This is a genomic window from Sinorhizobium prairiense (assembly GCF_029201645.2).
GTDB classification, from domain to species: Bacteria; Pseudomonadota; Alphaproteobacteria; order Rhizobiales; family Rhizobiaceae; genus Sinorhizobium; species Sinorhizobium meliloti_A.
In genome coordinates, this window is record NZ_CP104133.1 from 785,517 (window position 1) to 809,781 (window position 24,265).

24 protein-coding genes are annotated in these 24,265 nt (G+C 65.3%); 16 read left to right on the forward strand and 8 right to left on the reverse strand.

All coding sequences use genetic code 11. The features are described 5' to 3' along the window. The first annotated feature begins 141 nt into the window (after positions 1 to 141). Both N0Q91_RS26985 and N0Q91_RS26990 read left to right on the forward strand, forming a co-directional pair. Complete coding sequence (locus tag N0Q91_RS26985; RefSeq protein WP_275599682.1) at positions 142 to 1,134, forward strand: MDR/zinc-dependent alcohol dehydrogenase-like family protein; 993 nt, start codon at positions 142 to 144, stop codon at positions 1,132 to 1,134. After that, positions 1,127 to 2,152, forward strand: a complete 1,026-nt coding sequence (locus tag N0Q91_RS26990) for a Gfo/Idh/MocA family protein (protein ID WP_275599683.1) — start codon at positions 1,127 to 1,129, stop codon at positions 2,150 to 2,152. The genes N0Q91_RS26985 and N0Q91_RS26990 overlap by 8 nt, the downstream gene beginning before the upstream one ends. A gap of 30 nt (positions 2,153 to 2,182) precedes the next feature. Here N0Q91_RS26990 and N0Q91_RS26995 read toward each other — a convergent pair whose 3' ends face one another. Beyond that, positions 2,183 to 3,928 (reverse strand): hypothetical protein, encoded by a 1,746-nt coding sequence (locus tag N0Q91_RS26995; protein WP_275599684.1) that lies wholly within the window; start codon positions 3,926 to 3,928, stop codon positions 2,183 to 2,185. Positions 3,929 to 4,079: 151 nt separating this feature from the next. On the opposite strand from N0Q91_RS26995, the gene N0Q91_RS27000 reads away from it, so the two are divergent. From N0Q91_RS27000 to N0Q91_RS27010, 3 genes are all read left to right on the forward strand, one after another. Continuing rightward, positions 4,080 to 5,183: an inositol-3-phosphate synthase gene (locus N0Q91_RS27000; RefSeq protein WP_275599685.1), complete on the forward strand. Its 1,104-nt coding sequence runs from the start codon at positions 4,080 to 4,082 to the stop codon at positions 5,181 to 5,183. Then, positions 5,180 to 5,779 (forward strand): histidine phosphatase family protein, encoded by a 600-nt coding sequence (locus N0Q91_RS27005; RefSeq protein WP_275599686.1) that lies wholly within the window; start codon positions 5,180 to 5,182, stop codon positions 5,777 to 5,779. Before N0Q91_RS27000 ends, N0Q91_RS27005 begins: the two co-directional genes overlap by 4 nt. 72 nt (positions 5,780 to 5,851) lie before the next feature. Then, entirely contained in the window at positions 5,852 to 6,814 is a 963-nt protein-coding gene (locus tag N0Q91_RS27010; RefSeq protein ID WP_275599687.1) for a glycoside hydrolase 5 family protein, read from the forward strand. On the opposite strand, the gene N0Q91_RS27015 is transcribed toward N0Q91_RS27010, so the two are convergent. The 5 genes from N0Q91_RS27015 to N0Q91_RS27035 form a co-directional block, all read right to left on the reverse strand. Next, positions 6,727 to 8,151 (reverse strand): Coenzyme F420 hydrogenase/dehydrogenase, beta subunit C-terminal domain, encoded by a 1,425-nt coding sequence (locus tag N0Q91_RS27015; protein ID WP_275599688.1) that lies wholly within the window; start codon positions 8,149 to 8,151, stop codon positions 6,727 to 6,729. The genes N0Q91_RS27010 and N0Q91_RS27015 overlap by 88 nt on opposite strands. Beyond that, the gene (locus tag N0Q91_RS27020; RefSeq protein WP_275599689.1) at positions 8,138 to 9,202 is read right to left on the reverse strand and encodes a polysaccharide pyruvyl transferase family protein; all 1,065 of its coding nucleotides are present in this window, start codon (positions 9,200 to 9,202) and stop codon (positions 8,138 to 8,140) included. The genes N0Q91_RS27015 and N0Q91_RS27020 overlap by 14 nt, the downstream gene beginning before the upstream one ends. A gap of 49 nt (positions 9,203 to 9,251) precedes the next feature. Next, entirely contained in the window at positions 9,252 to 9,527 is a 276-nt protein-coding gene (locus N0Q91_RS27025; RefSeq protein ID WP_018098005.1) for a hypothetical protein, read from the reverse strand. Between the two features lie 73 nt (positions 9,528 to 9,600). Beyond that, a complete protein-coding gene (locus N0Q91_RS27030) occupies positions 9,601 to 10,152 on the reverse strand; it encodes a DUF1003 domain-containing protein (RefSeq protein WP_275599690.1) in 552 nt (183 codons plus the stop codon). A 127-nt stretch (positions 10,153 to 10,279) separates the two neighbouring features. Beyond that, entirely contained in the window at positions 10,280 to 10,729 is a 450-nt protein-coding gene (locus N0Q91_RS27035; protein ID WP_003528608.1) for an SRPBCC family protein, read from the reverse strand. Between the two features lie 187 nt (positions 10,730 to 10,916). On the opposite strand from N0Q91_RS27035, the gene N0Q91_RS27040 reads away from it, so the two are divergent. From N0Q91_RS27040 to N0Q91_RS27050, 3 genes are all read left to right on the forward strand, one after another. Continuing rightward, on the forward strand, positions 10,917 to 11,975 hold the full coding sequence (locus tag N0Q91_RS27040) for an adenylate/guanylate cyclase domain-containing protein (protein ID WP_275599691.1): 1,059 nt from the start codon (positions 10,917 to 10,919) through the stop codon (positions 11,973 to 11,975). Positions 11,976 to 12,079: 104 nt separating this feature from the next. Beyond that, positions 12,080 to 12,790 carry a GntR family transcriptional regulator gene (locus N0Q91_RS27045; RefSeq protein WP_275599692.1) on the forward strand — a complete coding sequence of 237 codons (711 nt, stop codon included), beginning with the start codon at positions 12,080 to 12,082 and terminating at the stop codon, positions 12,788 to 12,790. Positions 12,791 to 12,907: 117 nt separating this feature from the next. Beyond that, a complete protein-coding gene (locus tag N0Q91_RS27050) occupies positions 12,908 to 13,870 on the forward strand; it encodes a dihydrodipicolinate synthase family protein (RefSeq protein WP_100672508.1) in 963 nt (320 codons plus the stop codon). A gap of 47 nt (positions 13,871 to 13,917) precedes the next feature. On the opposite strand, the gene N0Q91_RS27055 is transcribed toward N0Q91_RS27050, so the two are convergent. Next, positions 13,918 to 14,310 carry a YkvA family protein gene (locus tag N0Q91_RS27055; protein ID WP_275599693.1) on the reverse strand — a complete coding sequence of 131 codons (393 nt, stop codon included), beginning with the start codon at positions 14,308 to 14,310 and terminating at the stop codon, positions 13,918 to 13,920. Positions 14,311 to 14,391: 81 nt separating this feature from the next. Continuing rightward, complete coding sequence (locus N0Q91_RS27060) at positions 14,392 to 15,429, reverse strand: Ldh family oxidoreductase (RefSeq protein ID WP_275599694.1); 1,038 nt, start codon at positions 15,427 to 15,429, stop codon at positions 14,392 to 14,394. Between the two features lie 242 nt (positions 15,430 to 15,671). On the opposite strand from N0Q91_RS27060, the gene N0Q91_RS27065 reads away from it, so the two are divergent. From N0Q91_RS27065 to lhpI, 8 genes are all read left to right on the forward strand, one after another. Continuing rightward, positions 15,672 to 17,189 carry an aldehyde dehydrogenase (NADP(+)) gene (locus tag N0Q91_RS27065; RefSeq protein WP_275599695.1) on the forward strand — a complete coding sequence of 506 codons (1,518 nt, stop codon included), beginning with the start codon at positions 15,672 to 15,674 and terminating at the stop codon, positions 17,187 to 17,189. Positions 17,190 to 17,375: 186 nt separating this feature from the next. Beyond that, complete coding sequence (locus N0Q91_RS27070) at positions 17,376 to 18,182, forward strand: ABC transporter substrate-binding protein (protein ID WP_018097996.1); 807 nt, start codon at positions 17,376 to 17,378, stop codon at positions 18,180 to 18,182. A gap of 63 nt (positions 18,183 to 18,245) precedes the next feature. Further along, entirely contained in the window at positions 18,246 to 18,911 is a 666-nt protein-coding gene (locus N0Q91_RS27075) for an amino acid ABC transporter permease (RefSeq protein WP_010975155.1), read from the forward strand. Between the two features lie 12 nt (positions 18,912 to 18,923). Beyond that, on the forward strand, positions 18,924 to 19,577 hold the full coding sequence (locus N0Q91_RS27080; protein ID WP_275599696.1) for an amino acid ABC transporter permease: 654 nt from the start codon (positions 18,924 to 18,926) through the stop codon (positions 19,575 to 19,577). Then, entirely contained in the window at positions 19,570 to 20,292 is a 723-nt protein-coding gene (locus N0Q91_RS27085) for an amino acid ABC transporter ATP-binding protein (protein ID WP_018097994.1), read from the forward strand. The genes N0Q91_RS27080 and N0Q91_RS27085 overlap by 8 nt, the downstream gene beginning before the upstream one ends. Then, the gene (locus tag N0Q91_RS27090) at positions 20,293 to 21,534 is read left to right on the forward strand and encodes an NAD(P)/FAD-dependent oxidoreductase (RefSeq protein ID WP_275599697.1); all 1,242 of its coding nucleotides are present in this window, start codon (positions 20,293 to 20,295) and stop codon (positions 21,532 to 21,534) included. 14 nt (positions 21,535 to 21,548) lie between these two features. Then, positions 21,549 to 22,550, forward strand: a complete 1,002-nt coding sequence (locus N0Q91_RS27095; protein WP_100672503.1) for a 4-hydroxyproline epimerase — start codon at positions 21,549 to 21,551, stop codon at positions 22,548 to 22,550. After that, positions 22,547 to 24,238 carry a cis-3-hydroxy-L-proline dehydratase gene (lhpI, locus tag N0Q91_RS27100; protein ID WP_275599698.1) on the forward strand — a complete coding sequence of 564 codons (1,692 nt, stop codon included), beginning with the start codon at positions 22,547 to 22,549 and terminating at the stop codon, positions 24,236 to 24,238. Before N0Q91_RS27095 ends, lhpI begins: the two co-directional genes overlap by 4 nt. Positions 24,239 to 24,265: the final 27 nt, after the last annotated feature.

Below are 24,265 nucleotides of genomic sequence, written 5' to 3' on the forward strand. Positions count from 1 at the left end.
AAGCTGCAACATCAAGTTAAGGGCGGGAGGCTCTTGAACATTGCTCGGAGCTTTCTTTGGCCGGGGCAGGGGCGGGTCCGGCGGACCTCGCGACACCCTTTTCGTGCTGCCGGACAGGTCGCCACGAGGGAAGGAGCTGACATGAACATCAGCATATCTCAGCGGACGGACACGATGTCCGCCGCTATCGTCACCGGGCCGGGCGCGGTGCGCATAGAGACGTTGCCGTTGCCGCAACCGGATCGCGGCCAGGTGCGGATAAGGCTCGAAGGCTGCGGCGTCTGCGCCTCAAATCTCGTTCCCTGGGCGGGTCCGGAATGGATGCAGTTTCCGACGGAACCCGGCGCGCTCGGACACGAGGGCTGGGGCATTGTCGAGGCGGTCGGCGAGGGCGTGCAGGGTTTCGCGCCGGGCGATCGCGTGGCGGCACTTTCCTACCATGCCTATGCCACGCACGACATCGCCGATCAGAGCGCGATCGCGCCCTTGCCGGCGTCTCTTGCAGATCAGCCCTTTCCCGGCGAACCGCTCGGCTGTGCCTTCAACATCTTCCGGCGCAGCGCGATCAGTCCGGGAGAGACTGTGGCGATCGTCGGTATCGGCTTTCTCGGGATTCTTCTGACCGAGCTCGCAAGCGCTGCCGGCGCGCGGGTGATAGCGATATCGCGCAGGCCGTCTTCGCTCGCCGCGGCCAAGCAGGCCGGTGCGAGCGAAGTGATTCCCATGGACGATCACTGGCGGATCATCGAAGAGGTGAAGCAACTGACCGACGGGCGTTTCTGCGATTGCGTCATCGAGGCGGTCGGCAAGCAATGGCCGCTCGATCTTGCCGGCGAACTGACGAAGGAGCGCGGCAGGCTCGTCGTCGCAGGCTACCACCAGGACGGCCCCCGACAGGTGAACATGCAGCTCTGGAACTGGCGCGGCCTGGACGTGATCAACGCGCATGAACGCGATCCCGCCGTTTATATGCGCGGCATGAACGAGGCGATCGAAGCGACGGCAGCGGGTGGTTTTTCTCCCTCGCGGCTCTACACCCATCGGTTTCCGCTCGAAGAACTCGGCGCCGCGCTCGACATGACGCGCGACCGGCCGGAAGGTTTCATCAAAGCGCTGGTGATCTGCCATGAGTGACGCAATGCAGCTTTCAACGAGCCCGAAGGCCGTCATTCGCCCCCGCGTCGGCTTTCTCGGCGTCGGAAGAATCGGCTTGCACCGGATGAAGGCGGTGGTCGAAACCGGATCCGTCGAAACCGTCGCGATCTTTGATCCTTCGCCGGAAATGGCGGCGGCGGCCCGCGAGCTGACCCCCGAGGCCTCCGTCGTGAACTCGCTCGAGGCACTGCTCGACCAGGAGCTCGACGGCATCGTGATCGCCTCGCCGAGCGCGCTCCACGCCGCCCAATCGATCGTGGCACTGGAGCAGGGCGTGGCGGTTTTCTGCCAGAAGCCGCTCGGCCGCACGCGCGACGAGACCGCGGCGGTGGTCGAAACCGCCCGGCACGTCGACAGGCTTTTGAGCGTCGATCTCTCCTATCGCTACACCGACGGCATGCGGCAAATTCGCAACCTGATCGCGTCGGGCGAACTCGGCACCGTGTTCGCCGTAGACCTCACCTTTCACAATGCCTACGGGCCGAGCAAGCCGTGGTTCTACGACAAGGCGCTTTCCGGCGGCGGCTGCGTCATAGATCTCGGCGTGCACCTGGTCGACCTCCTTCTCTGGGTCCTCGGGTTCCCGGACGTCGTCCGCGTGGAAAGCCGGCTCTTCGCTAAAGGTCTGCCCATCCGCCGCGACGGCGACGAGGTCGAGGATTACGCCGTCGCTACGGTCGAACTGGCGAACGGCGCTCTCGCCAGGATCGCATGCTCATGGCATTTGCAGGCCGGATGCGATGCGGTGATCAGCGCCGACTTCTATGGCACCGAAGGCGGCGCCAGCCTGAGAAACGTCAACGGATCGTATCTGGACTTCACGGCCGAACGGTATCGCGGCACGCAGCGCGAGGTGCTTGCGGTTCCCCCCGACGCCTGGGGCGGACGCGCGGCGGCCGGCTGGGCCGAGAGGCTGGCCGCAGGCGCGCGCTTCGATCCCGACAACGAATATCTGGTCACAGTGGCGGATGTGCTGGACAGGATTTATGGGCGGTAGGGCGGCGTGCCGTCCGCTGCGGCTCCTATCCTAATCCTCGATCCGGCGCCGAAGGAACCTCGCATAGCGCGCGGCTGCGGCCTCCAGCCGGGGGACTTCCTCGGGGGCGGCCACGGCCTTTGCCGACATCCACAGGCCCAGCTGGAAGGCGAGATAGGAGAGTTCGAAGAGCTCCAGCAGCCCGGCATCTGGAATGCGCGAGCAGCCTTCGGATACGGCCGCGCGCAGCGCCGCCCGCTCCTCCCGGGTGAGGTCGAATTCTATGCTCGCTCCCGCAATGTCCCAGCCGATATCCTGACAGCCGACGAGGTCATGGGCGCTGCTGTGGTCGAACGCATCGGTCTTGAGAATGTGTCGCTCTCCTGCGACCAGCCATTCCCACCGGTGAAGCCGGTTGTCCGTATCGACCGGCACGATCGTCGAATCGTATCGTTCCGCATCGCCGAGGCGGCTCTTCAGCCGCGACGCTGCCGCTCTGCCCAATGCCTCTTCGGTGTTGATCACTGCCATCTCGCAAAGTTTGGCCATGGATGCCCCTTGCGCCGCAGGCGGCGGCAGGCTGTGCGCCCGGAAGGACAGATAGCGGCCGAGATGGGCGATGAAGGCCGGCCGGCGGAATTCCGGCGGCGCCATCGGCTTCGCCGAAACCCATTTCTGAACCAGAAAGCCATGGCATAATCCGGCGACCGGTGGCGTGAAGCCTGCCTCGGCAAGAAGACGCGCCTTGACGAGCTTGCGCTGCCCGGCTTCGCCGAGTCCCGCAAACTTGACGAGCCACGGACCGTCGGCGGTTTGCGCCAGGAATTTCCGGCGTTCGAACCTGCCGTCTGCGGGAGGCCAGCGATCGCCGGGAAGCATCTTGCGCCAAAGGCCGGCTGAGACATCTTCGAGCGGCTTCTCGAGCGGGCCGACCAGATGGGCGACCCAATCGGCGAGGTGGCGCGCAGATTGCGACGGCTTGATCAGGAGATCGTCGACGTCGATGACATGACGCGGCCTTTCCGCCCAGCGCTGGCGATGACGGCCGCAGGATTGCGGCCCAAGTCCTCCCTTGTGGCCGGGGAAGAAGTGAATGCGGTTGGCGCTGACGCCGTGATCCTCCAGCCAATCCGCGACGCATCCGAACGAGCTGCCGGAAAGGCCGGGTCCTTCGTCCACGATCGCGAAATCCGCCGCCGGGTCGCGCAGCAGCCGTTCCGCGAGTTGCGGCGCGACTGCAAGCCGCCTTCGGAACGGATCGCCGATCGGCCGCAGTGTAACCGGAGGCGCGGCACCAATGGAAGCCGCGACAAGTGCCGAGAGCGTGGTGCCGATGCTGCGCAGGCCGATCACCACCGTGTCGGCAGGAAGCCCGGAACCTGCCGCGGCCTCGAGATAGCTCTCCGGGTAAAGAGCATAGAAGGCATAGCCTTCCGGCTCGCGAATGCTGAGGGAAAGCGGTGCCTGGCTGTCCGCCAGCGACCTTGCGACACGGGCCGGCACGACCACCGGGCCGGCGAAGCCCTGGCGCCAGGACCGGGCGACGAGCCCGGCAAGGTCGAGGAGGAGGCACTCGCCGGTCTGGCGCGATGCGGAGATGTCGTCGGCTCCCATCCGCACCAGTTCCAGGTCGGCAAGCCCCTGCACCAGTTCCCCGGCCCTGAGCAGGATGGCGACGAGCTCGGTGTGGCGGGCGATGCCCGGCGGCTGGTGTTGGGCCCTATGCAGGCGCGAGGCGATCTCGGCGCATAGCGTGTCGGCGCGCTCCAGGCGCTTTGCGTCACCGTATACGAGCATGAAGTCTCGCTCACTTTCCTGTCCGCCCCTTCAACGCGCTGCGGCTGAATTCGATCCCCGATGCGCGAGAAACGGGAGAAAGAAGAAGGAACCAATCGGTTGCGCGCGGGTTTGGCAAGCATTGTAGATACTGCGCAGGAGTAGTGGTGAGATGCGATCGAACTCCATTCGGGTCGGGCTGGTCGGTGTCGGCAATTGCGCGTCCTCCCTCGTCCAAGGGCTGACATTCTATCGCGACGCGAAGGAGGACGAGCCGGTTCCGGGGCTGATGCATACCAGTCTCGGCGGATACCACGTCGGTGATATCGAGCTCTCAGCGGCCTTCGACGTCGCCGCTTCGAAGGTCGGGCGCGATGTCGCGGAGGCCATCTACGCCGCTCCCAACAACACGTTCCGCTTTGCGGAAGTTCCCGCCACCGGCGTGCTCGTCGAGCGCGGCAGAACGCTCGACGGCATCGGCCGCTATCTGCGCGAGGAGATCGAGGAATCCGATGCGCCCGCCGCCGACGTCGCGGAGGTCCTGCGCCGGACCGAGACGGACGTGCTCGTCTCCTATCTTCCGGTCGGTTCCGAAGTCGCCACGCGGTGGTATGCGGAGCAGGCGCTTGCCGCTGGCTGCGGTTTCGTCAACTGCATTCCCGTTTTCATCGCCTCGGACAAGTCGTGGCAGCGCAAGTTCGCCGAGCGCGGCCTGCCGCTCATCGGCGACGACATAAAGAGCCAGGTCGGCGCGACCATCGTGCACCGGTTGCTTGCCAACCTCTTTCGCGACCGGGGGGTGCGCATAGATCGGACCTACCAGCTCAATTTCGGCGGCAATACCGACTTTCTCAACATGCTCGAGCGGGAACGGCTCGAATCGAAGAAGATTTCCAAGACCCAATCGGTCGTCAGCCAGATGGATATTCCGCTCGCGGCCGGCGACATCCACGTGGGCCCGAGCGATCACGTCCCTTGGCTTGCCGACCGCAAGTTCGCCTATATTCGCGTCGAGGGCACGACATTCGGCAACGTTCCCCTCAACGTGGAACTGAAGCTCGAAGTCTGGGACTCGCCGAATTCCGCAGGAGTCGTCATCGATGCGGTTCGCTGCGCCAAACTCGCAATCGACCGCGGCATCGCCGGTCCGCTGATTGCCCCTTCGAGCTACTTCATGAAGTCGCCGCCGCAGCAGTTCACCGATGCCGAAGCGCGCAGACGCCTCGAGGAATTCATCGCCGGCGATACCGACGCACTCCTGGGGGCGGCCGAGTGACGACCACTTTCCTTCTGGTACGGCATGCCGCCCATGACAGGGTCGGCTGCTTTCTTGCCGGGCGGACCGGCGACGTGCCGCTCGGCACCGCGGGCCGCGAGCAGGCTCAGCGGCTCGCGGCGCGTCTGGCCGGCGAAGGCATAGGCTCGATCTATGCGAGCCCGCGCAAACGCACGCAGGAAACGGCCGCGGCGATCGCCGCGGCGTCGGAAGTTGCGGAAGTCGTGACCACGGAAGCGCTGGACGAGGTGGATTTCGGCGACTGGTCGGGCAAGACTTTCGACGTCCTCGATACGGACCCCCTCTGGCGGCGATGGAACGCGATGCGAAGCCTCGTGCGTGCCCCCGGCGGGGAGACGATGCTGGACGTGCAATGCCGGGCGGTGGGACTTGTGGCGGCGCTTGCGCAGCGCCACGGCCAGGAGAAGGTCGCCCTGGTCAGCCACGCGGACGTCATCAAAACCCTGGTCTGTCATGTCCTAGGCCTTTCCGCCGACGCCTGGCCGCGCTTCGAAATCACGCCTGCCTCCGTCTCGGTGCTGGTGATGGGCGATTGGGGCGCGAAAATCCTGACATTGAATGAAAACGCGTCGTAGCCGGCCGGCTGCGCCCGCCGGTGCCGCAAATGCGGGGGGCCGGCCGGCGTTTCCCGCAATTCGGAGGTACTCATGATCGAAGCCGCCATGATCTGGAACGAGCCGAACAACAAGTCGCATTGGGATCCGGAGATCGATCCGGACTGGAGCCGCTTTGCCCATATGGCGAAGCTGGCGGCGGCTGCGATCCGGGAGGTCAATCCCGGGCTCACGCGCGTGCTCGGCGGAATTTCGCCGATCGATCCGAACTTCCTCGCTCTGATGAAATCGGAAGGCGTGCTCGACCATGTCGACGCCGTCGCGGCCCATGGTTTCCCGCTCGACTGGAACCTCTGGCAGATCCATGAATGGCCGCAGAAGCTCGATGAACTGAAGAGCGTCACCGAACTGCCGGTCTGGGTAAGCGAGGTCGGCGTCTCCACCTTCGGCGCCGAGGAAGTGCAGCTTTGGGGACTGAAGCGAACCGCCGAACTCCTGAAGGGCCGGGCGGATCGGATTCAATGGTACAGCCTTTACGACCTGCCGCGGGCCTGGCCGGCGACGACGCGGCATCGGGAGGCCGAGGGTTCGTCCTACTACCGGCATTTCTACATGGGTCTTCTGCGCGAGGACGGAACGCCGAAACTGGCGTTCGAGGAGTTTGCCCGCCACACGCCGGAGATCGGGCTCGTACAATGGTTCCATTTCGAGGACCCGCGCCTCGACGATGCCGTCGCCTGGATGAAGCGCCTAGGCGTGACATATCTGCGCACCGGGCTCTCCTGGGCCGACCGCTTCCGGCCGAATGCGCTCGACTGGTTCGATCGCCAGATGGAGGCGCTCGAGGATTTCGACGTCACCGTCACCTATTGCTTCACGCCCGAGCACCGGGGGCTTGCTCCGCACCACACGAGCGCGCCCCTCGTACCGGAGGAGTTTGCCGAATTCTGTGCCGAAATGACGGCGCGCTATGCGCCCGCCCCGTCGTCCTTCGAGCCCTTGCGCCAAGGCGTCGCGATGGCATCGGCGAGCTTGCCGATCCAGCCGCGTGAATAGGTCACGCCCTGGTAGAGAGCGAGCATCGCCGCCGCCCAGCGGAGATAGGCGGCTGGCATGTTCAGGGTTCTGGCAAGCCAGAAGACACGGTGGCTGTTTGCGCTGATCGCGCTGCGCAGCCAGTAAATCAGCATCCGCCGTGCAGGCAAGCCCCTCCACTTCGGCGCAACGCGTTTCCTCGGTCGAATGCCGGAACGCGGCCAGGCCAGCCGGAAGGCCAGCCCCTCCCGTCTTTGCCTGAAACCGGCAGCCTGCGTCTCCACGACGAAGGCACTGTCGACCGCGCTCAGGTCGAGCCTTCCCGCGTCGATCGCCTCGGCCACGAGCGTCTGCAGCAGGGGCGAGCGAACGACGACCACATTCGTTCCGCGGCCGTCGGACGAATAGGGTTCGACCCAGGCGTCGCCGAAGGAGATGTCGGCCGTTTCTGCAACCACGTCATCGCAGAAATTGCAGGCGGAATTCTGGAAGAACCCGGCTCCCCAGTCGCCGTCGACCAGATGCCACCAATCCTTGCTTCTCGTGCTTCCGTCCCTGAGCCGCAGATGGGCCGTGTACCAGTTTGCCGGTCTTGCGGAATCCTTCAGGCGGTAGTCCACGCCCGCTACGGCGTTCATTTCCGTGGCCATCTGCCAGGCGAAACTTTCCACGAAGCGGGTGCTCTTCATGTGTCCGCAGAACAGGCCGAGGGTGAAGGCAAGGCGCTCCTCAAGCACCGGGTCGTTGAGGCAGAGGAGATGGATCGCCTTGATGAAACAGGGTATCCCGACGACTGCGTAGCGGCCGGGATGCCGCTTCATTTCGGCGATGACGCCGGAGAGCTCCACCGGATAATAGCGCGACTTGGCGCCCTTGCGCAGGTCATCCGCGGACCGCGAGACCTGATACCGGAACAGACGTTCGCCGGCGCCCGAACAGGGAACCACATGCGCAACCGCGTCGACCAGGTTCCTCTTGAGAAGCTCCGCGGCGGTCCAACTGGCCATGCCGCCGGAGCTGCCATCCGCTCGAAAGCTGCCCTCGCTGACATGGCCGACATAGGCTGCCTCGAAGCGGCCGATCCGCGGGTCGTAAAATCGCGCCGATCCGAAGCGTGCCTCGGCGATCTGGTCTTCGCTTCGGGCGTGGGGCGAAAAGGGGCACAGCTCGGCGAACCCGTCGGGGCGATGTGTAGCGGCCGGTTTGAGCTGGCCATAGCGGTCGAGACGCATCGCGGCGCTGCCGCCCGATTGCGCCATGCACGTGCCGCAACCGATGCAGAGCCCGGATTTCGCCATCTGCCCCGGCGAGAGCGAGGCGCTGGCCAAGGCGGGTGCGGGTCGCTCAGGCGAGGACATCTGTCAGATAGGTCCGTGATTGCCGGCGGAGTTCGGCGAGCCTTCTCGCGATAGCCGGGCTCGGGGATTGCGCGAGAAGTGTTTCGTAGTCGGCTTGCGGCGTCTCCTGCGATACCACGTGCCGTTCCGCGCCGGCGGTGCGCGCGAGATCGGCGATTTTGTTGGAACGATAGTCGGAAAGGACCGTGACGAATGGCTTGGCGTTGAGGAGGGAGAAGATGCAGCCGTGAAAGAAATTCGTCGCGACGGCCTCGGCACCCCCCATGCAGGCGGCGAACTCGTAGGGCCCGGCATCGAGCCACTGCTCGTCCGCCCATTCGTTGCGATAGCCTATGCTGACGAGAGGCAGCGAGCGCGTCGTCGCCCAATGGCGGATCGTGTGCTGAAACCACGACGGGAACGAATGTCCGTAGACGGCTATGTAGGGGCGTGAAGCCAGAGCATTCGGGCCGAAGGAAATCGTCTCGGGGAACTGCAGGCACGGGTCGAGAACGAGCGTCGCCTCGCGTCCCACATCTTTTTCGATGATCGCCCTCGAATTGTCGTCGCGGACGGAAATTCCATCGAATTTGCGCAGCCTTTCAGCCCAGTATGGTTCGAGGCCATCGGCCGCGGGGTGGTTTCCGAACGTCGCCGCGTAGGAAACGGTTCTCTTGGCGGAGAGACCCTCCCCGTAGAAAAGCGAGCAACCGCCGTACCAGGGGTGCCGCAAGTTCCAAACCTCATCGCTGCCCACGACGACGATATCGCATTCTTCGGCGCCGGCCGGATCGTCCAGTGCGAAGGGGGCACTCATCGGCACCGAAGCCAGGGCGCTCTGAAATTTTCTGATCTTGGAAGCGTAGAGCGGAATGTCGGCGCGCGGGGTCCTCTCCGGCAGAAGCGGCTGCATCGCGCAGCGCCACTCGGCCCGGGTGACGCGGGCGGAATGATGGTCGAGGACAATGGGGTCGGTGCCGAGCGAACGAAGACCGTGGACAAGAGATCGCGCCTGCCAGAACGATCCATAATTGATGCAGCGGTGGAAGGTCAAAACGCCGAGTTTCGCCAACGGCCTCTATCTCCTGATCGTGGAAGCAGATCGCCGGGTTCAACCGGTTTCAATCGAAGATGGTTCCTTTCGCGCCCTCATATTCGCGCGCAAGCTCCTCGATCGCCGCCGATGCCTCCTCGAACGTCCAACCGGCCGCCTCGGCCCGATGGGCGAGCGCCAGCAGATCGTCGGTCAACTCCCCGCCCATCGCCGCCACGATGCTTTCCTGGGATGTCGCCGCCAGGTCCGAAACGGCCGGCCGCAGAGCGGCGATGCAGTCCATCCGGCGACCGGAATAGTCGGAAGCGCGTTGCGGACGGGAAATGGCTTGTGACTCCTCCATCTTGGACTCCTTTTGTTGTCAGTCGTCAAATGACGGGCCCGGCCGATTGTTCCTGCGGCAAATGGGCGTGGTTCTAATCGCCCGACCGGACCTTCTGGTCCTCGAGCCGATTGAGGACCTCTTCCGGCGTGATCTCCTCGGTGAGTTCACGGATGTCCTCTTCACCGTCCACCTTCACGCCCAGCCGGCCGGCTATCTCACGAAGAAGCGCGAGCAGTTGCGTCGCCTCCTGCTCGGCAAGGAGCGAAATCTGCAGATTGAGGTCGGAGCGCTCGTCGTCCTTCTCGGCCATCCGGTTCTGGCTGATCAGAACGAAAGTGGAAATGAAGATCGCCTCCACCGAAGCAACCATGGCGAGGACCGCGAAGGTCGGGTCGAACACCGGTATGCCGGGAACCAGGCCGAGGTTTAGAGCGATCCAGGCGCCGAACGCCAGGACGTGCAAGCCGACAAAAGTCATGGAGCCTGCGAAGTTCGTGATCGCCTGCGCGACCCTGTCGTGCGCCCTCCGTCCGCGCTCGTCTTCCTCGCGCCGCTTCAGAATGGCGTTTATGTTGCGCTCGAGCCTCGGCATGGTTCGAGCGGCGGACGATCTTTCCTCGGTTCTGTTCCTTCTCGATCCCATTCGAACACTCGCGACACCTTGTGGGCCGCCTTGTTGCCGGCGGCTACGGCAAACACGTCAGGCACCGCAAAGTTCCGCGCGAGAAGGACGAGGCGGAAGCTCCCAGGTCAGCGGCCGGGGCCGAGGCTCACCCGGTACGGCCGTGCCACGGGTCAGGCCCCGGGTCGCGTCCCGCGGCAACTTCCGAAAGCCGATCGAGATAGTGGGCCCAACCTTCGGCATGACCGGCACATTGCTCGGCATTGGGCAGGCCCGAATGGGTCAGTCGCACCAGCGTTCCATCCGGCTGCTCGATCAGGTCGATCTCGACCAGGCTCGAGCCCGGCGGCACGACATCGCTGTCGTCCCAGCCGAAGCTGTAAGCCAGGCGGTGCACCGGCACCACCTCGCGAAAGGAGCCGCGGGCGAAGCGGGCCCCGGTAACATTGACGAGATAAAGCCCCTCGGGCTTCGGCTCGACATCAGCCTCCGTTCCCATCCAGCGCAGGATCTTCTCCGGGTCGGTGAGTAGGGCGAACACTGCCGCTGGCGGTGCCGAGACATGCGTTTCGCGGCGGACGACGAGAGCTTCTTGCATCGCACTCCCCTTCGGTTGCCGTCGAGCGCCGGCGAGAAAGAAGGCCGCGCGCCGGATCCGGACGGGAACGATCATATCCCGAGGGGAGCGCCCGCGCCACTGCCTGCGGAGCCGGGGCGATTTTCGGATCAGTGCCGCGAGGCCAGATCGGTTCACACATTTCCTGCAACTGCTCTATGATCAACGCATGGACCTGCCCGCACCCCTCGCATGGCTTCTGGATGAGGCCGGTACCTCGTCCGGCCCCGATCCCTTCCTGGCAGAGCTCGGAACCCGGCTCCGCGCAGACGGCCTTCCGCTGGCCGGCGGTGCCCTGACGCTGGCGGTGCCGCATCCGATCATCGCGCGGCGCACCTGGCTTTGGCGGGCGGAGGACGGCGCGGTCATCGAAGCGCTCGGCTTTGCCGAAGGGCCGGTCGACCACGCCGGTCGCGACTGGCTGGCGGGGTTCGGTCCGGTGCAGGAGGACGTGGTCGGCCAGACGGAAGAGAAGGTGGTGCTGGGCTGGGCCGGGACGAGGCAGTTCGATCCGGCCGAGGTCGCGCGGTTGCGCCAGGCCGCCCGCTTCGCGGCGGCGCCCTTGGCCGTCCTGGCGGAGCGGGCGACGCGCGCGGCGCTGCTCGAGGCCTATCTGGGCCGCCGCAGTGCTGCCCGTGTGCAGGCCGGGGCGCTGAGCCGCGGCACCGGAGAGAGCATCCGTGCGGCGCTGCTCTATGCCGACTTGCGCAACTTCACCGGCCTTTCCGAGGAACATGAGCCGGCCCGCGTGATCGCGGCGCTCAACGACTGGTTCGACCGGCTTGCCGGAGCGATACACGCCTTCGGCGGCGAGGTGCTCAAGTTCATCGGCGACGGGGTGCTGGCGATCTTCCCGGTCAACGCTTTGCCGGCGGAGGCCTGCGACCGGGCCCTGCGCGCGGTCGTTGCCGCCCGCGCGGGCATGGCGCATCTCGAGGCTCTGCGCCACGAACAGGAACTGCCGCCGTTGCGCTTCGGCGCGGCGCTGCATCTTGGCGAGATACTGTGGGGCAATGTCGGATCGATCGACCGGCTGGACTTCACGGCCATCGGTCCGGCCGTCAATCTGGTGAGCCGGCTGGAGGGCCTGTGCCGGCCGCTCGGGCGATCCGTGCTGATTTCGGGCGCACTTGCCGCCGAGACCCGAACCCCGCTGGTGCCGCTGGGCGAACACGCGCTGCGCGGCATCGCGGCGCCCTGCGCCGTCTTTACCCTGCCGGAGACCTGAAAGATTATCGGTAAAACGGCCTGAAATCCGCGAAACATGCGGGCAAGCCCGTTGATCCCATCGTCGCGGAGAAGTATTTCTTTTGTCGACAAGAAGGAGATCGCATGACCAACAAGGATACGGACACCAATTCAGCTCCCGAACGCAAGCGCGGTTCCGGCGTGAAGGTGGTCTATGACCTCTTGCGGGACGAAATCCTCGATCTGGTTCTGCCGCCGGGCTGTCCGATCGACGAGGTGCAGCTTGCCGAACGGTTCAAGATGTCGCGCACGCCGATCCGCGAAGCGCTGGTGCGGCTGGCGGGAGAGGGGCTGATCGCTACGCTGCCCAACAGATCGACGATGGTGTCGAATATCGATTTCCTGAACCTGCACACTTTCTTCGACGCGCTGGTGCTGATGTATCGCGTCACGACGCGCCTGGCGGCCGAACATCACCGCCCGGAGGATCTCGAGGTGATCCGCGCCCGTCAGGCGGAATTCGCCGCAGCGGTCCAGGCGCAGGATGCGCTGGCGATGATCGCCACCAATGCCGCCTTCCATTCGGCCATCGCCGAGGCAGGCCGCAATCCCTATTTCATCGGCCTGTTCAACCGGCTTCTCGACGAAGGCCGGCGGATCCTCCGGCTCTATTATCAGTCCTATGACGACCGGCTGCCGCAGCGCTTCGTCGACGAGCACGAGGACATGATCGCCGTTATCGCCGCACGTGATGTCGAGGCGGCCGATCGGCTGGCCCGCACACATGCCGAGCAGATCGTCCAGCAAATTCAAAAGCTTTTCGCCCGCAACGACCGGCTTGAAATTGCCCTGTGAGCCGAGCACGATTTCTGTCGACAAATAAAATACAAATGGTATTTTCATATCGAAGCACAGGCAATCGCCGCGATGGCGTCCTGTCTCTGCCATCCGTCAGGCCAATAGGAGTTTGAAATGAAGGCCAAGATTTTTTCGGGCGTGATCCCCGCCCTGATGACCCCTTGCAGGGAAGACCGCTCGCCCGACTTCGATGCCCTCGTCCGCAAGGGCAAGGCGTTGATTGCCGACGGCATGTCGGCGGTCGTCTATTGCGGTTCGATGGGCGACTGGCCGCTTCTGACCGATGCGCAGCGCATGGAAGGCGTGGAGCGCCTGGTCAAGGCGGGCGTCCCCGTGATCGTCGGCACCGGTGCCGTCAACACCGCCTCGGCCGTCGCGCATGCGGCGCATGCCCAGAAGGTGGGAGCGCAGGGCCTGATGGTAATCCCGCGGGTGCTGTCGCGCGGTCCCTCGATCGTGGCGCAGAAGGCGCATTTCAAGGCGATCCTGGCTGCCGCCCCGGACCTGCCGTCCGTGATCTACAACAGCCCCTATTACGGGTTCGCCACTCGCGCCGACCTCTTCTTCGCGCTGCGCGCGGAGCATCCGAACCTCGTCGGCTTCAAGGAATTCGGCGGCAATGCCGATATGCGCTACGCGGCCGAGCACATCACCAGCCGTGACGACGGCGTCTCGCTGATGATCGGCGTCGATACGGCCGTCTTCCACGGCTTCGTGAACTGCGGCGCGACCGGCGCCATCACCGGTATCGGCAACGTGCTGCCGAAGGAAGTGATCCACCTCTGCAACCTGTCCCAGGCAGCTGCTGCCGGCGATGTCGACGCACGCCAGCGTGCACAGGAACTGGAGCAGGCGCTTGCCGTGCTTTCCTCCTTCGATGAAGGGCCGGACCTCGTCCTGTATTTCAAGCACATGATGGTGCTGAAGGGAGACAAGGAATACACGCTCCACTTCAACGAGACCGACGCGCTGACCGAAAGCCAGCGCGGCTATGTCGAGGCGCAGTTCAAGCTCTTCAACACCTGGTATGCCGAGTGGAGCAAGCTCCCGGGCGCCGTCGAAAAATACAAGGCCTGATCGGGCCGGAGACGGAGGAGGCTCTCCATCAGGAGGGCCTCTTTCTTTTACCGCGCGGCGGCAGGGGGGCCGAGCGCCGCCCAAAAGAGCAGAACTGCCAGCAGAAGCCATATTGAAACGACGGCCACCAGCCCGGCCCGGCTCACCGGCTGCGCGGTGTGTTTCATTGCGGTGGCGCGCAGATCCGCAAGGACATCGACCGGGATGAGCTTCAGCACGACGATGATGCCGACGGGAACGATGATCAGGTCGTCGAGATAGCCGAGGACCGGGATGAAGTCGGGTATCAGGTCGATCGGCGACAATGCATAGGCCGCGACTGCGCCTGCCGCCAGCTTCGCGTACCAGGGCACACGGCGGTCACGCGCCGCGAGCCACAGGACGACGACGTCTCGCTTGATGCCCCTTGCCCATCGGCGTACCCGTTCCAGCCACGTCATGTCTGAATTCCCCGAAATCCCTCCTGTGCCCGAATCCCTCCTATGCTTGCCACAGGAGGGTGGAAGAGTGCCCGCCGGGGATCACGCCACGGCGTCGAGTCCGAGCGCCAGCAGCCGGTCGAGCTGCTCGATCTCGGCCGCGCTCAGCGTGATGCCCTCGGCCTCCGACTTCGCTCGGGCGGCAAAGCGGCGCTGCGAAGGCAGGCGGGCGCCCTGGCCGACGATCGCTTCGAACAGCAGCTCGGCCCGGGCGAAGGGGTCGCCTGGACGGCCGGCGGCGAAAGCCTCCGGGGAGAAGGCGACGATGAGTTCGCCATGGAAGGGTGCGAGCGTCGTGGTGCCGAGATAGTCGAGCACTTCGGGGCTGGTCAGGTCGCCGATCATGATGCCCGCCAGCAGTTCGATCATCGTGCCGATGGCCGAGCCCTTGTGTCCGCCGAAGGGCAGCATGGCGCCCGCGAGCGCAGCCTCCGGGTCGGTCGTCGGATTGCCTTGCGCATCGATGGCCCAGCCTTCGGGCAGCGCTTTACCCGCCCTGCGGTGCAACTCGATCTCGCCCCGGGCCGCGACCGATGTCGCGAAGTCGAAGACGTAGGGCGGCTTGCCCGCGCGCGGCCAGCCGAAGGCGAAGGGGTTGGTGCCGAGCAACGGCTTGTTGCCGCCGGTCGGCGCGACCGTGGCATAGCTCGGGCACATGACGAGCCCGGCAAGCCCTTCTCCCGTGAGCGCCTCCGCTTCCGGCCAGAGCGCCGAAAAATGCGTGCAGTCGTTGATGGCGAGTGCGGCGATGCCGTGCTTGCGGGCACGCTCGGCAAGCACCGGCAGACCGAGTTCGAAGGCGGGATTGGCGAAACCGCCCCTGGCATTCACCTTGACGATCGCCGAGGCTTCCTGCGCGACGATTTCCGGTTCGGCATCCGGCTTGACCTTGTCGGCCTTGACCGTGCGCAGCGCGCCCTCGATCCGGTAGATGCCGTGCGACTTGCAGGCATCGCGTTCGCCGGCGACGATCACCCGGGCGAGAGCGCCCGCCTGGACCACGTTAAGGCCGCCCTTGCGGAAGATCGCCTCGACGCGCTCCTGAAGCGCGGTGGTCGTCAGGGTGGTTGTCTCGCTCATGTCGTCTCTCTCATGCTGGGCCTGATTCAGGGGCAGGCGGTTGATGTTCTGCATACATAGAGTATACAAACCCCCGGCAAGTGCAATTCGTCTGTTCGCCGGAAGGTAACGGTTCCGCAACGGGCGAGGAGAGTGTATGCGAATTTCCGCCGGCAATCCCGCTTCGTTGCGGGAATCGACGCGTTTTATGATCTTGTGCCGAATCGACCAGGGTCATCGTGATCCAGAGAAAGGAAAGTCAGATGATTTTCACCCCCAAAGGAAAACACCTCGTCGCGGGCGAATGGCTCGATGGGGCAGGCACCTTCGCCTCGGCTCCGGCGCATGGCCCGGCGCATGATTTTGCCGTCGGCACCGTAGAGCTGGTGAACCGGGCCTGCGAGGCGGCCGAGGAAGCCTTCTGGACCTATGGCTATTCCTCGCGCAAGGAGCGCGCCGCCTTCCTGCGCGCCATCGCCGACGAGATCGAGGCCCGGGCGGAGGCGATTACCGAGATCGGCAGCCAGGAAACCGGCCTGCCCGAGGCGCGGCTCAACGGCGAACGCGGCCGCACGACCGGCCAGCTCAGGCTCTTTGCCGATCATATCGAAAAGGGTGATTATCTCGACCGGCGCATCGATGCGGCGCTGCCCGAGCGTCAGCCGGCGCCCCGTCAGGAGATACGGCTGGTTCAGCGCCCCGTCGGTCCGGTCGCCGTCTTCGGCGCCTCGAATTTCCCGCTCGCCTTTTCGACCGCCGGCGGCGATACGGCCGCGGCGCTCGCGGCGGGCTGCCCCGTAGTGGTAAAGGGCCATTCGGCGCATCCCGGCACCGGCGAGATCGTCGCCGAGGCCATCGACGCAGCGATCCGCAAGACGGGTGTTCACCCCGGCGTATTCTCGCTGATCCAGGGCGGCAGCCGCGACGTCGGTCATGCGCTGGTGCAGCATCCCAACATCAAGGCCGTCGGCTTCACCGGGTCGCTTGCCGGCGGACGTGCCCTGTTCGATCTTTGCGCAGCACGCCCCGAACCGATCCCGTTCTTCGGCGAACTCGGCTCGGTCAACCCGATGTTCCTGCTGCCGGAAGCGTTGAAGGCACGGGCGGAAACGCTGGGGCAGGGATGGGCCGGTTCGCTCACCATGGGCGCCGGGCAGTTCTGCACCAATCCCGGCATCGCCGTCGTCACCGAAGGTGCGGATGCCGACCGCTTCACCACCGCCGCCGTCGAGGCGCTTGCCAAGGTGGCACCGCAAACCATGCTGACGGACGGTATCGCCAAGGCTTACCGCGACGGTCAGGCGCGCTTTGCGACGCGCAACGCCGTGAAACCGCTGCTTGCGACCGAGTCATCCGGCCGTGACGCATCGCCCAATCTCTTCGAAACGACGGGCGCGCAATTCCTGGCCGACCATGCGCTCGGCGAAGAGGTATTCGGTCCGCTTGGACTCGTGGTTCGAGTAGGATCGGTGGCCGAAATGGAAGAGCTCGCGCGCGGCTTCCAGGGCCAGCTGACCGCAACCATCCACATGGATGCGGGCGACCTGGAGACGGCGCGCCGTCTGCGTCCGGTGCTCGAGCGCAAGGCGGGCCGGGTGCTGGTCAACGGCTTCCCGACCGGGGTTGAAGTCGTCGATTCGATGGTGCATGGCGGCCCCTATCCGGCCTCGACCAATTTCGGCGCAACCAGCGTCGGGACCATGTCGATTCGACGTTTCCTGCGTCCCGTGGCTTACCAGAACATGCCGGAAGACCTGCTGCCCGAGGACTTCCTCGGCTGATCCAGCCCGTCGACTGCGCAATGAAAGGGGCTTTTCCACAAGGGAAAGCCCCTTTTCATTGCGAAAAGGCGTCCTGTTATATACTTTTTGTATACTAATTGTATTTTTAAATTGATTTGTGGTCTCCGACGCGGAATAGTGCGCGCGCCGTCACACCGATCGGCCAACTCAAGGGAGAGAACAAGAATGAAGACCTCGGTCCTCGCCTTCGGCCTCGTTGCCGCCACCGCTCTGACGAGCCCCGCCCATGCCGACAAGCTGGACGACATCATCGCTTCGGGAACGCTGCGCTGCGCCGTGGTGCTCGACTTCCCGCCGATGGGCTCGCGCGACGAGAACAACGAACCGATCGGCTTCGACGTGGATTACTGCAACGATCTGGCCAAGGCGCTCGGCGTCACCGCCGAGATCGTGGAGACGCCGTTTCCCGAGCGCATCCCGGCGCTGATGTCCGGCCGTGTCGATGTAGGTGTCGCCTCCACCTCCGATACGCTCGAGCGCGCCAAGACCGTCGGGATGACGGTGCCCTACTTTGCCTTCGAAATGGCGGTAACCGCCAACGAGAAGTCCGGCATCAAGTCCTTCGAAGACATGAAGGGCAAGGTGGTGGGCGCCACCGCCGGCACCTATGAGGCAATCGCACTCGAAAACCAGGTCAAGGCCTGGGGCGAGGGCGAGTTCCGCCCCTACCAGACGCAGGCCGACGTCTTCCTGGCGCTGAGCCAGGGCCAGCTCGACGCCACCGTCTCTACCTCGACGGTCGCGCAGTCCAACGTCAAGGGCGGCAAGTTCCCCGGCATTTCCGTGGTCGACAAGGCGCCCTTCGACATCGACTACGTGGCCCTCTTCACCAACCGCGAGGAATACGGCTTCCTCAACTACCTCAACCTGTTCGTCAATCAGCAGGTCCGCACCGGCCGCTATGCCGAACTCTACGAGAAGTGGGTCGGTGGCGAGGCTCCGTCCCTGTCGGTGAACGGCGTTTACCGCTGATCCGAGGATCTGACGGTGCGGGGCAACCCGCGCCGTCGCTGCATTCCGAGGGGTGAGACGGGAATGTTCAACTACACCTTCCACTGGAATCAGGCGCTGAGGGCGCTGCCGCAGATGCTGGATGGCGCGGTGGTCACGCTGCAGGTCGCGGTGCTGTCGATGGTCATCGGCGTCGCCTGCGCGATCGCGCTCACCGTGTTCCGTCTATCCGGCAGCCGTATCCTTGGCGGCATCGCCACGACCTGGGTCGAGGTCGCGCGAAACACGCCGGCGCTGTTCCAGATCTACATGGCCCATTTCGGCCTCGGCAATTTCGGGATCCACCTGAGCCCCTATACGGCGCTTCTGGTCGGGATCGCCTTCAACAATGCGGGCTATCTTGCCGAGAATTTCCGCGGCGCGCTCAAGGCCATTCCGGATACGCAGGCGCGGGCGGGCCGGTCGCTCGGCATGACCTCGCTGCAGGCGTTCCGGCTGATCGTTCTGCCGCAGATGCTGCGCGTGGCCTTCCTGCCCGCGACCAACCAGATGGTCTGGGCCATCCTGATGACGTCGCTGGGCGTCACCGTCGGCATGAACACCGACCTGGCCGGCATCACGCAGGAGCTGAATGCCCGCTCCTTCCGCACATTCGAATTCTTCGCGCTCGCTGCGGTGATCTACTACCTGATTGCCAAGGCGGTCACGCTTGCAGCCCGGGCCTTCGCCTGGCGCATGTTCCGCTACTGAGAGGGGTGAGAGATGTTTGAAACTGCCCTCACCTGGAACGATCTCGCCTTTCTTGCGCAAGGCGCCGGAATGACGCTGGCGGTCACCGCCGTCGCCGTCACCGCCGGCACCGTTCTCGGCATCCTGTTCGGAGTGATCCGGTTCCAGATCGGACCCTATTGGTCGGCACCGCTCACCTTGCTGCTCGACGTGTTCCGCTCGGTACCGCTCCTGATCCAGCTCGTGCTCGGCAATGCCTTCCAGTCGATCGCCAAGCTCGGATGGGGCGCCTTCACCACCTCCGGTGTGGTGCTTTCGCTCTACACGGCGGCGTTCTGCGCGGAGATCGTGCGCGGCGGAATTTCGTCGGTGCCGGTGACGACCCGCCGTGCGGCGCGCTCCCTCGGCATGACCTGGTGGCAGGACATGCGCTACATCGTGGCGCCGCTTGCCACCCGGGTCTCGCTTCCGTCGTGGATAGGCCTGACGCTCGGCGTGATGAAGGACTCCGCACTGGTGCTCTGGCTCGGCCTGGTCGAGCTCTTGCGTGCCTCGCAGATACTGGTCACGCGTCTGCAGGAGCCGCTCTTCATTCTGCTGATCTGCGGCGCCATCTACTTCCTCCTCAGCTTCCCCGTCGCCCGGCTTGGCGGGTATCTCGAAAAACGGTGGTCCCCCAATGATTGAGATCGAAAACGTCCGCAAATCCTTCAGCTCTCTGGAGGTTCTCAAGGGCATCGACCTGACCGTCGAAAAGGGCGAGGTGGTCACCATCATCGGCGGCTCCGGCTCCGGCAAGTCGACGCTGCTCACCTGCATCAACGGGCTCGAGCCGATCGACTCCGGCCGGATCGTGATCGACGGCACCGATGTCCATGCCAAGGGCACCGATCTCAACAGGCTGCGCCGCAAGGTGGGGATCGTGTTCCAGCAATGGAATGCCTTCCCGCATCTGACCGTGCTGGAAAACGTCATGCTCGCCCCGCGCAAGGTGCTCGGCCTCTCTAAGGACAAGGCCGAGGAGATTGCGGTGAAGCAGTTGACCCACGTCGGTCTCGGCGAGAAGCTCAAGGTCTATCCGAACCGCATGTCGGGCGGCCAGCAGCAGCGCATGGCGATCGCCCGGGCGCTTGCCATGTCGCCGGAATACATGCTGTTCGACGAGGTGACTTCGGCGCTCGATCCGATGCTGGTCGGCGAGGTGCTCGACACGCTGAAGATGCTGGCGGAAGAGGGAATGACGATGATCTGCGTTACCCACGAAATGACCTTTGCCCGCGACGTGTCGGATCGCGTGGCCTTCTTCCATCAGGGGATCATGGCCGAGATCGGCTCGCCCGATCAGATTTTCGCCTCGCCGCAGAACCCCGAGACGCAGAAGTTCCTGGCGAGCGTACGATAAATGGCCGAACCGGACGTCATCGTGATCGGCGCGGGGGTCGTCGGCCTATCGGCTGCGATTGCCGCCGTGGCCAGCGGCCTGTCGGTCACCGTTCTGGACCGCGAGGGGCCGGCGGCCGGCGCTTCCGCCGGCAATGCCGGGGCATTCGCCTTCACCGATATCCTTCCCCTTGCCTCGCCCGGCATCCTGAAAAAGGCGCCGAAATGGCTCCTGGATCCGCTCGGACCGCTAACCGTGCCGCCCGCCTATGCGCTGAAGATCGCGCCATGGATGTTCCGCTTCTGGCGTGCTTGTCAGCCGGCCCGCGTGGCGCATTCGACCGCGGCCCAGACCGCGCTGATGGACCTGTCGAAAGCGGAACTCGAGCCGTTCCTCGGAGCAACCGGCACGGCGCCCATGCTGCGCAAGGAAGGCAACCTCCAGGTCTATGAGGGAGAGGCGGAATTCAAGGCGTCGCTTGCCGGCTGGAAGGCCCGCGCGGATCACGGGATCGAGTTCCGCCATCTCGATGCCGCAGGCATTGCCGAGATCCAGCCGGGCCTGGCGGCGCGCTTCACCCACGCCACCTTCACGCCCGGCTGGTACTCGATCGCCGATCCGAAGCTCTATACGCTTGCCCTTGCCGACCATTTCCGCACGATCGGCGGGGTGATCGAGCGCGCGGAGGTCATTGCGCTGAAGCCCGTCGACGGGGCGGTTGAAGTCCTGAGCGCCGACGGCAGGGTCCGGCGGGCGGCACAGGTGGTTCTCTCGGCAGGCGCTTTCTCGCACCGGGTTGCGCGCACGCTCGGCGAAAGCATTCCGCTCGAAACCGAGCGCGGCTACAATACGACGCTTCCCGCCGACGCGTTCGATCTGCGCACGCAGATCACCTTCGGCGGCCATGGCTTCGTCGTGACACGGCTGTCGACCGGTATCCGGGTCGGCGGTGCGGTCGAACTCGGCGGGCTCGATCTACCGCCGAACTTCCGCCGCTCGGAAGCGATGCTGAAGAAGGCGCAGGCCTTCCTGCCCGGCTTGAAACCGGAAGGCGGGGTGCGGTGGATGGGCTTCCGGCCGTCGCTGCCCGACAGCCTGCCGGCCATCGGCCGCGCCCGCGCGACGCCGCGGGTGATCTTCGCCTTCGGTCACGGCCATCTCGGGCTTACCCAATCGGCGGGGACGGCCAGGATCGTCGCCGATCTCTTGACGGGCCGGACTCCGGCCATCGACATTGCACCCTTTTCGCCGCAAAGATTCTGACAGAGGTTTCGACCATGGCCACCCACACCTTCTCCTGCATCGACGGCCACACCTGCGGAAATCCCGTCCGCCTGGTTTCGGGCGGGGGCCCGCGTCTCGAAGGCGCGAACATGCTGGAAAAGCGCGCGCATTTCCTGAGGGAGTTCGACTGGATCCGAACGGGCCTCATGTTTGAGCCGCGCGGCCACGACATGATGTCGGGTTCGATCCTCTACCCGCCGACCCGGCCCGACTGCGACGTGGCGGTGCTCTTCATTGAGACCTCCGGCTGTCTGCCGATGTGCGGTCACGGCACCATCGGCACCATCACCATGGGCATCGAGAACGGCCTGATCACCCCGCGCGAGCCCGGAAAGCTGTCGATTGATGCCCCCGCGGGCAAGGTCGACATCACCTACCGCCAGGAGGGCCGCTTCGTCGAGGAGGTGCGCCTTACCAACGTGCCGAGCTTCCTTTATGCGGAAGGCCTCACGGCGGAGGTCGAGGGGCTGGGCGAGATCGTGGTCGACGTCGCCTATGGCGGCAATTTCTACGCCATCGTCGAGCCGCAGAAGAACTTCCGCGACATGGCCGACCATACGGCGGGAGAACTGGTCGGCTGGAGCCCCAAGCTCAGGGCCGCACTGAATGCCAAATATGAGTTCGTCCATCCCGAACACCCGGAGATCCGGGGCTTGAGCCACATCCAGTGGACGGGCAGGCCGACGCAGCCGGAGGCCCATGCCCGCAACGCGGTGTTCTACGGCGAGAAGGCCATCGACCGCTCGCCCTGCGGCACCGGCACGTCGGCCCGGATCGCGCAGCTTGCCGCCAAGGGCAAGCTGAATGTCGGCGACGAATTCGTCCACGAGTCGATCATCGGGTCGCTTTTCAAGGGTCGCGTCGAAGCGGCCGCGAAGGTCGCCGACCGCGATGCGATCATCCCGTCGATCGCCGGCTGGGCGCGGATGACCGGCATCAACACCATCTTCATCGATGACCGCGATCCCTTCGCCCACGGCTTCGTCGTAAAATGAGCGGCCTCGATCCCGCCCGCAGCATCCTTCAGGGGTGGGCCGAAGGCCCGGTCATCGCGACCGGGGAGGCGCTGAGTTTCTGGGGCGGGGTCGATCCCGCGACGGGCTGCGTGATCGACGTGCACCACCCGCTGCATGGCGTCCCGCTCACCGGCTGCATCCTGATGATGCCGTCGAGCCGCGGTTCCTGTACGGGCTCGGGTGTGCTGCTCGACCTCGTGCTGACCGGTCGGGGCCCGGCTGCACTCATATTTTCCGAACCGGAAGATGTGCTGACCCTCGGCGCGCTGATCGCTTCCGAGATGTTCGCCAGCCCGCTGCCGGTGCTGCGTCTTGCGCCGGAAGCCTTTGCGGCGCTCGCTCGTGCGAAGACGGCGCGGATCGGTGACAGGACGATTGAAGCCGAGGGGCTGACGATCCCCGTCGTTCCGCCGGCGACGGCCGCGCTCGACCTGACCGATGGCGACCGTGCCATGCTCGACGGAGAGGAAGGCGTCGCGGTTGCGCAGGCCATGCGCATCATTACGGCCATGGCGGCGCAGCAGGGGGCACAGGGCCTCGTGGATGTGACGCAGGGGCATATCGACGGCTGCATCTATGCCAGCCCCGCGAACCTGACCTTTGCCGAGAAGATGGCGGAGATGGGCGCGAAGGTGCGGATCCCGGCGACGATGAACGCCATCTCCGTGGACCATGCCAATTGGCAGAGGCAAGGCGTGCCGCCGTCCTTCGGCGACCCTGCGGCGCGGCTCGCCGACGCCTATGTCCGCATGGGCTGCCGTCCGACCTTCACCTGTTCGCCCTATCTGCTCGACAGCGCGCCTGGGACGGGCGAAGCCGTCGCCTGGGCGGAGTCCAATGCCGTAATCTTCGCCAACAGCGTGCTCGGTGCGCGGACGGCGAAGCACCCGGATTTCCTCGACCTTTGCATCGCGCTTACCGGACGGGCGCCGCTCTCCGGCGTCTATCTCGACGAACACCGCAAGGCACGGCGGATCATAGACGTCGAACTGCCCGCGGGCGCCGACGACGCTTTCTGGCCGCTGATCGGCTATCTCGCCGGGCGGGCGGCGCCAGATCGCATTCCGCTCATCCGCGGGCTTGCTCCGGCGGAGCCTTCGCGCGACGACTTGAAGGCGCTTTGTGCCGCCTTCGGCACTACCTCGGCCGCGCCGATGCTGCATGTGGAGGGCGTGACGCCGGAGGCCGGCGGTGCTGCGGCTGAGGACGCGGATCATGCAACCATCACCCGCGATGAAATGACGGCCGCGTGGTCCGCCCTGAACGAGGGTCCGGATGAAATCGAACTCGTGGCGATAGGCAGCCCGCACGCGTCCCTTGCCGAGTGCCGGGCGCTGGCCGAGGCGCTCGACGGCCGCAAGCGGCATCCGGACGTGGCGGTGATCGTCACGGCCGGCCATGAGGTCATTGCGGCGGCGCGCCGCGAGGGAATTCTCGCGCGGCTTCAGGAGAGCGGCGTGCAGGTGCTGCCGGACCTCTGTTGGTGCTCAATCTCCGAGCCCGTGTTCCCGACGCATACCCGGGCGGTCATGACCAACTCCGGCAAATACGCCCATTACGGTCCCGGTCTTTCCGGGCGCGCAGTGCGCTTCGGCAGTCTTGCCGATTGCGTCGCCGCGGCCTTGACGGGGCGCGTCCCGGTCCGGATGCCGGACTGGCTTCCCTGAAGCGCGGCGGACGTTCGTAACCGCGCT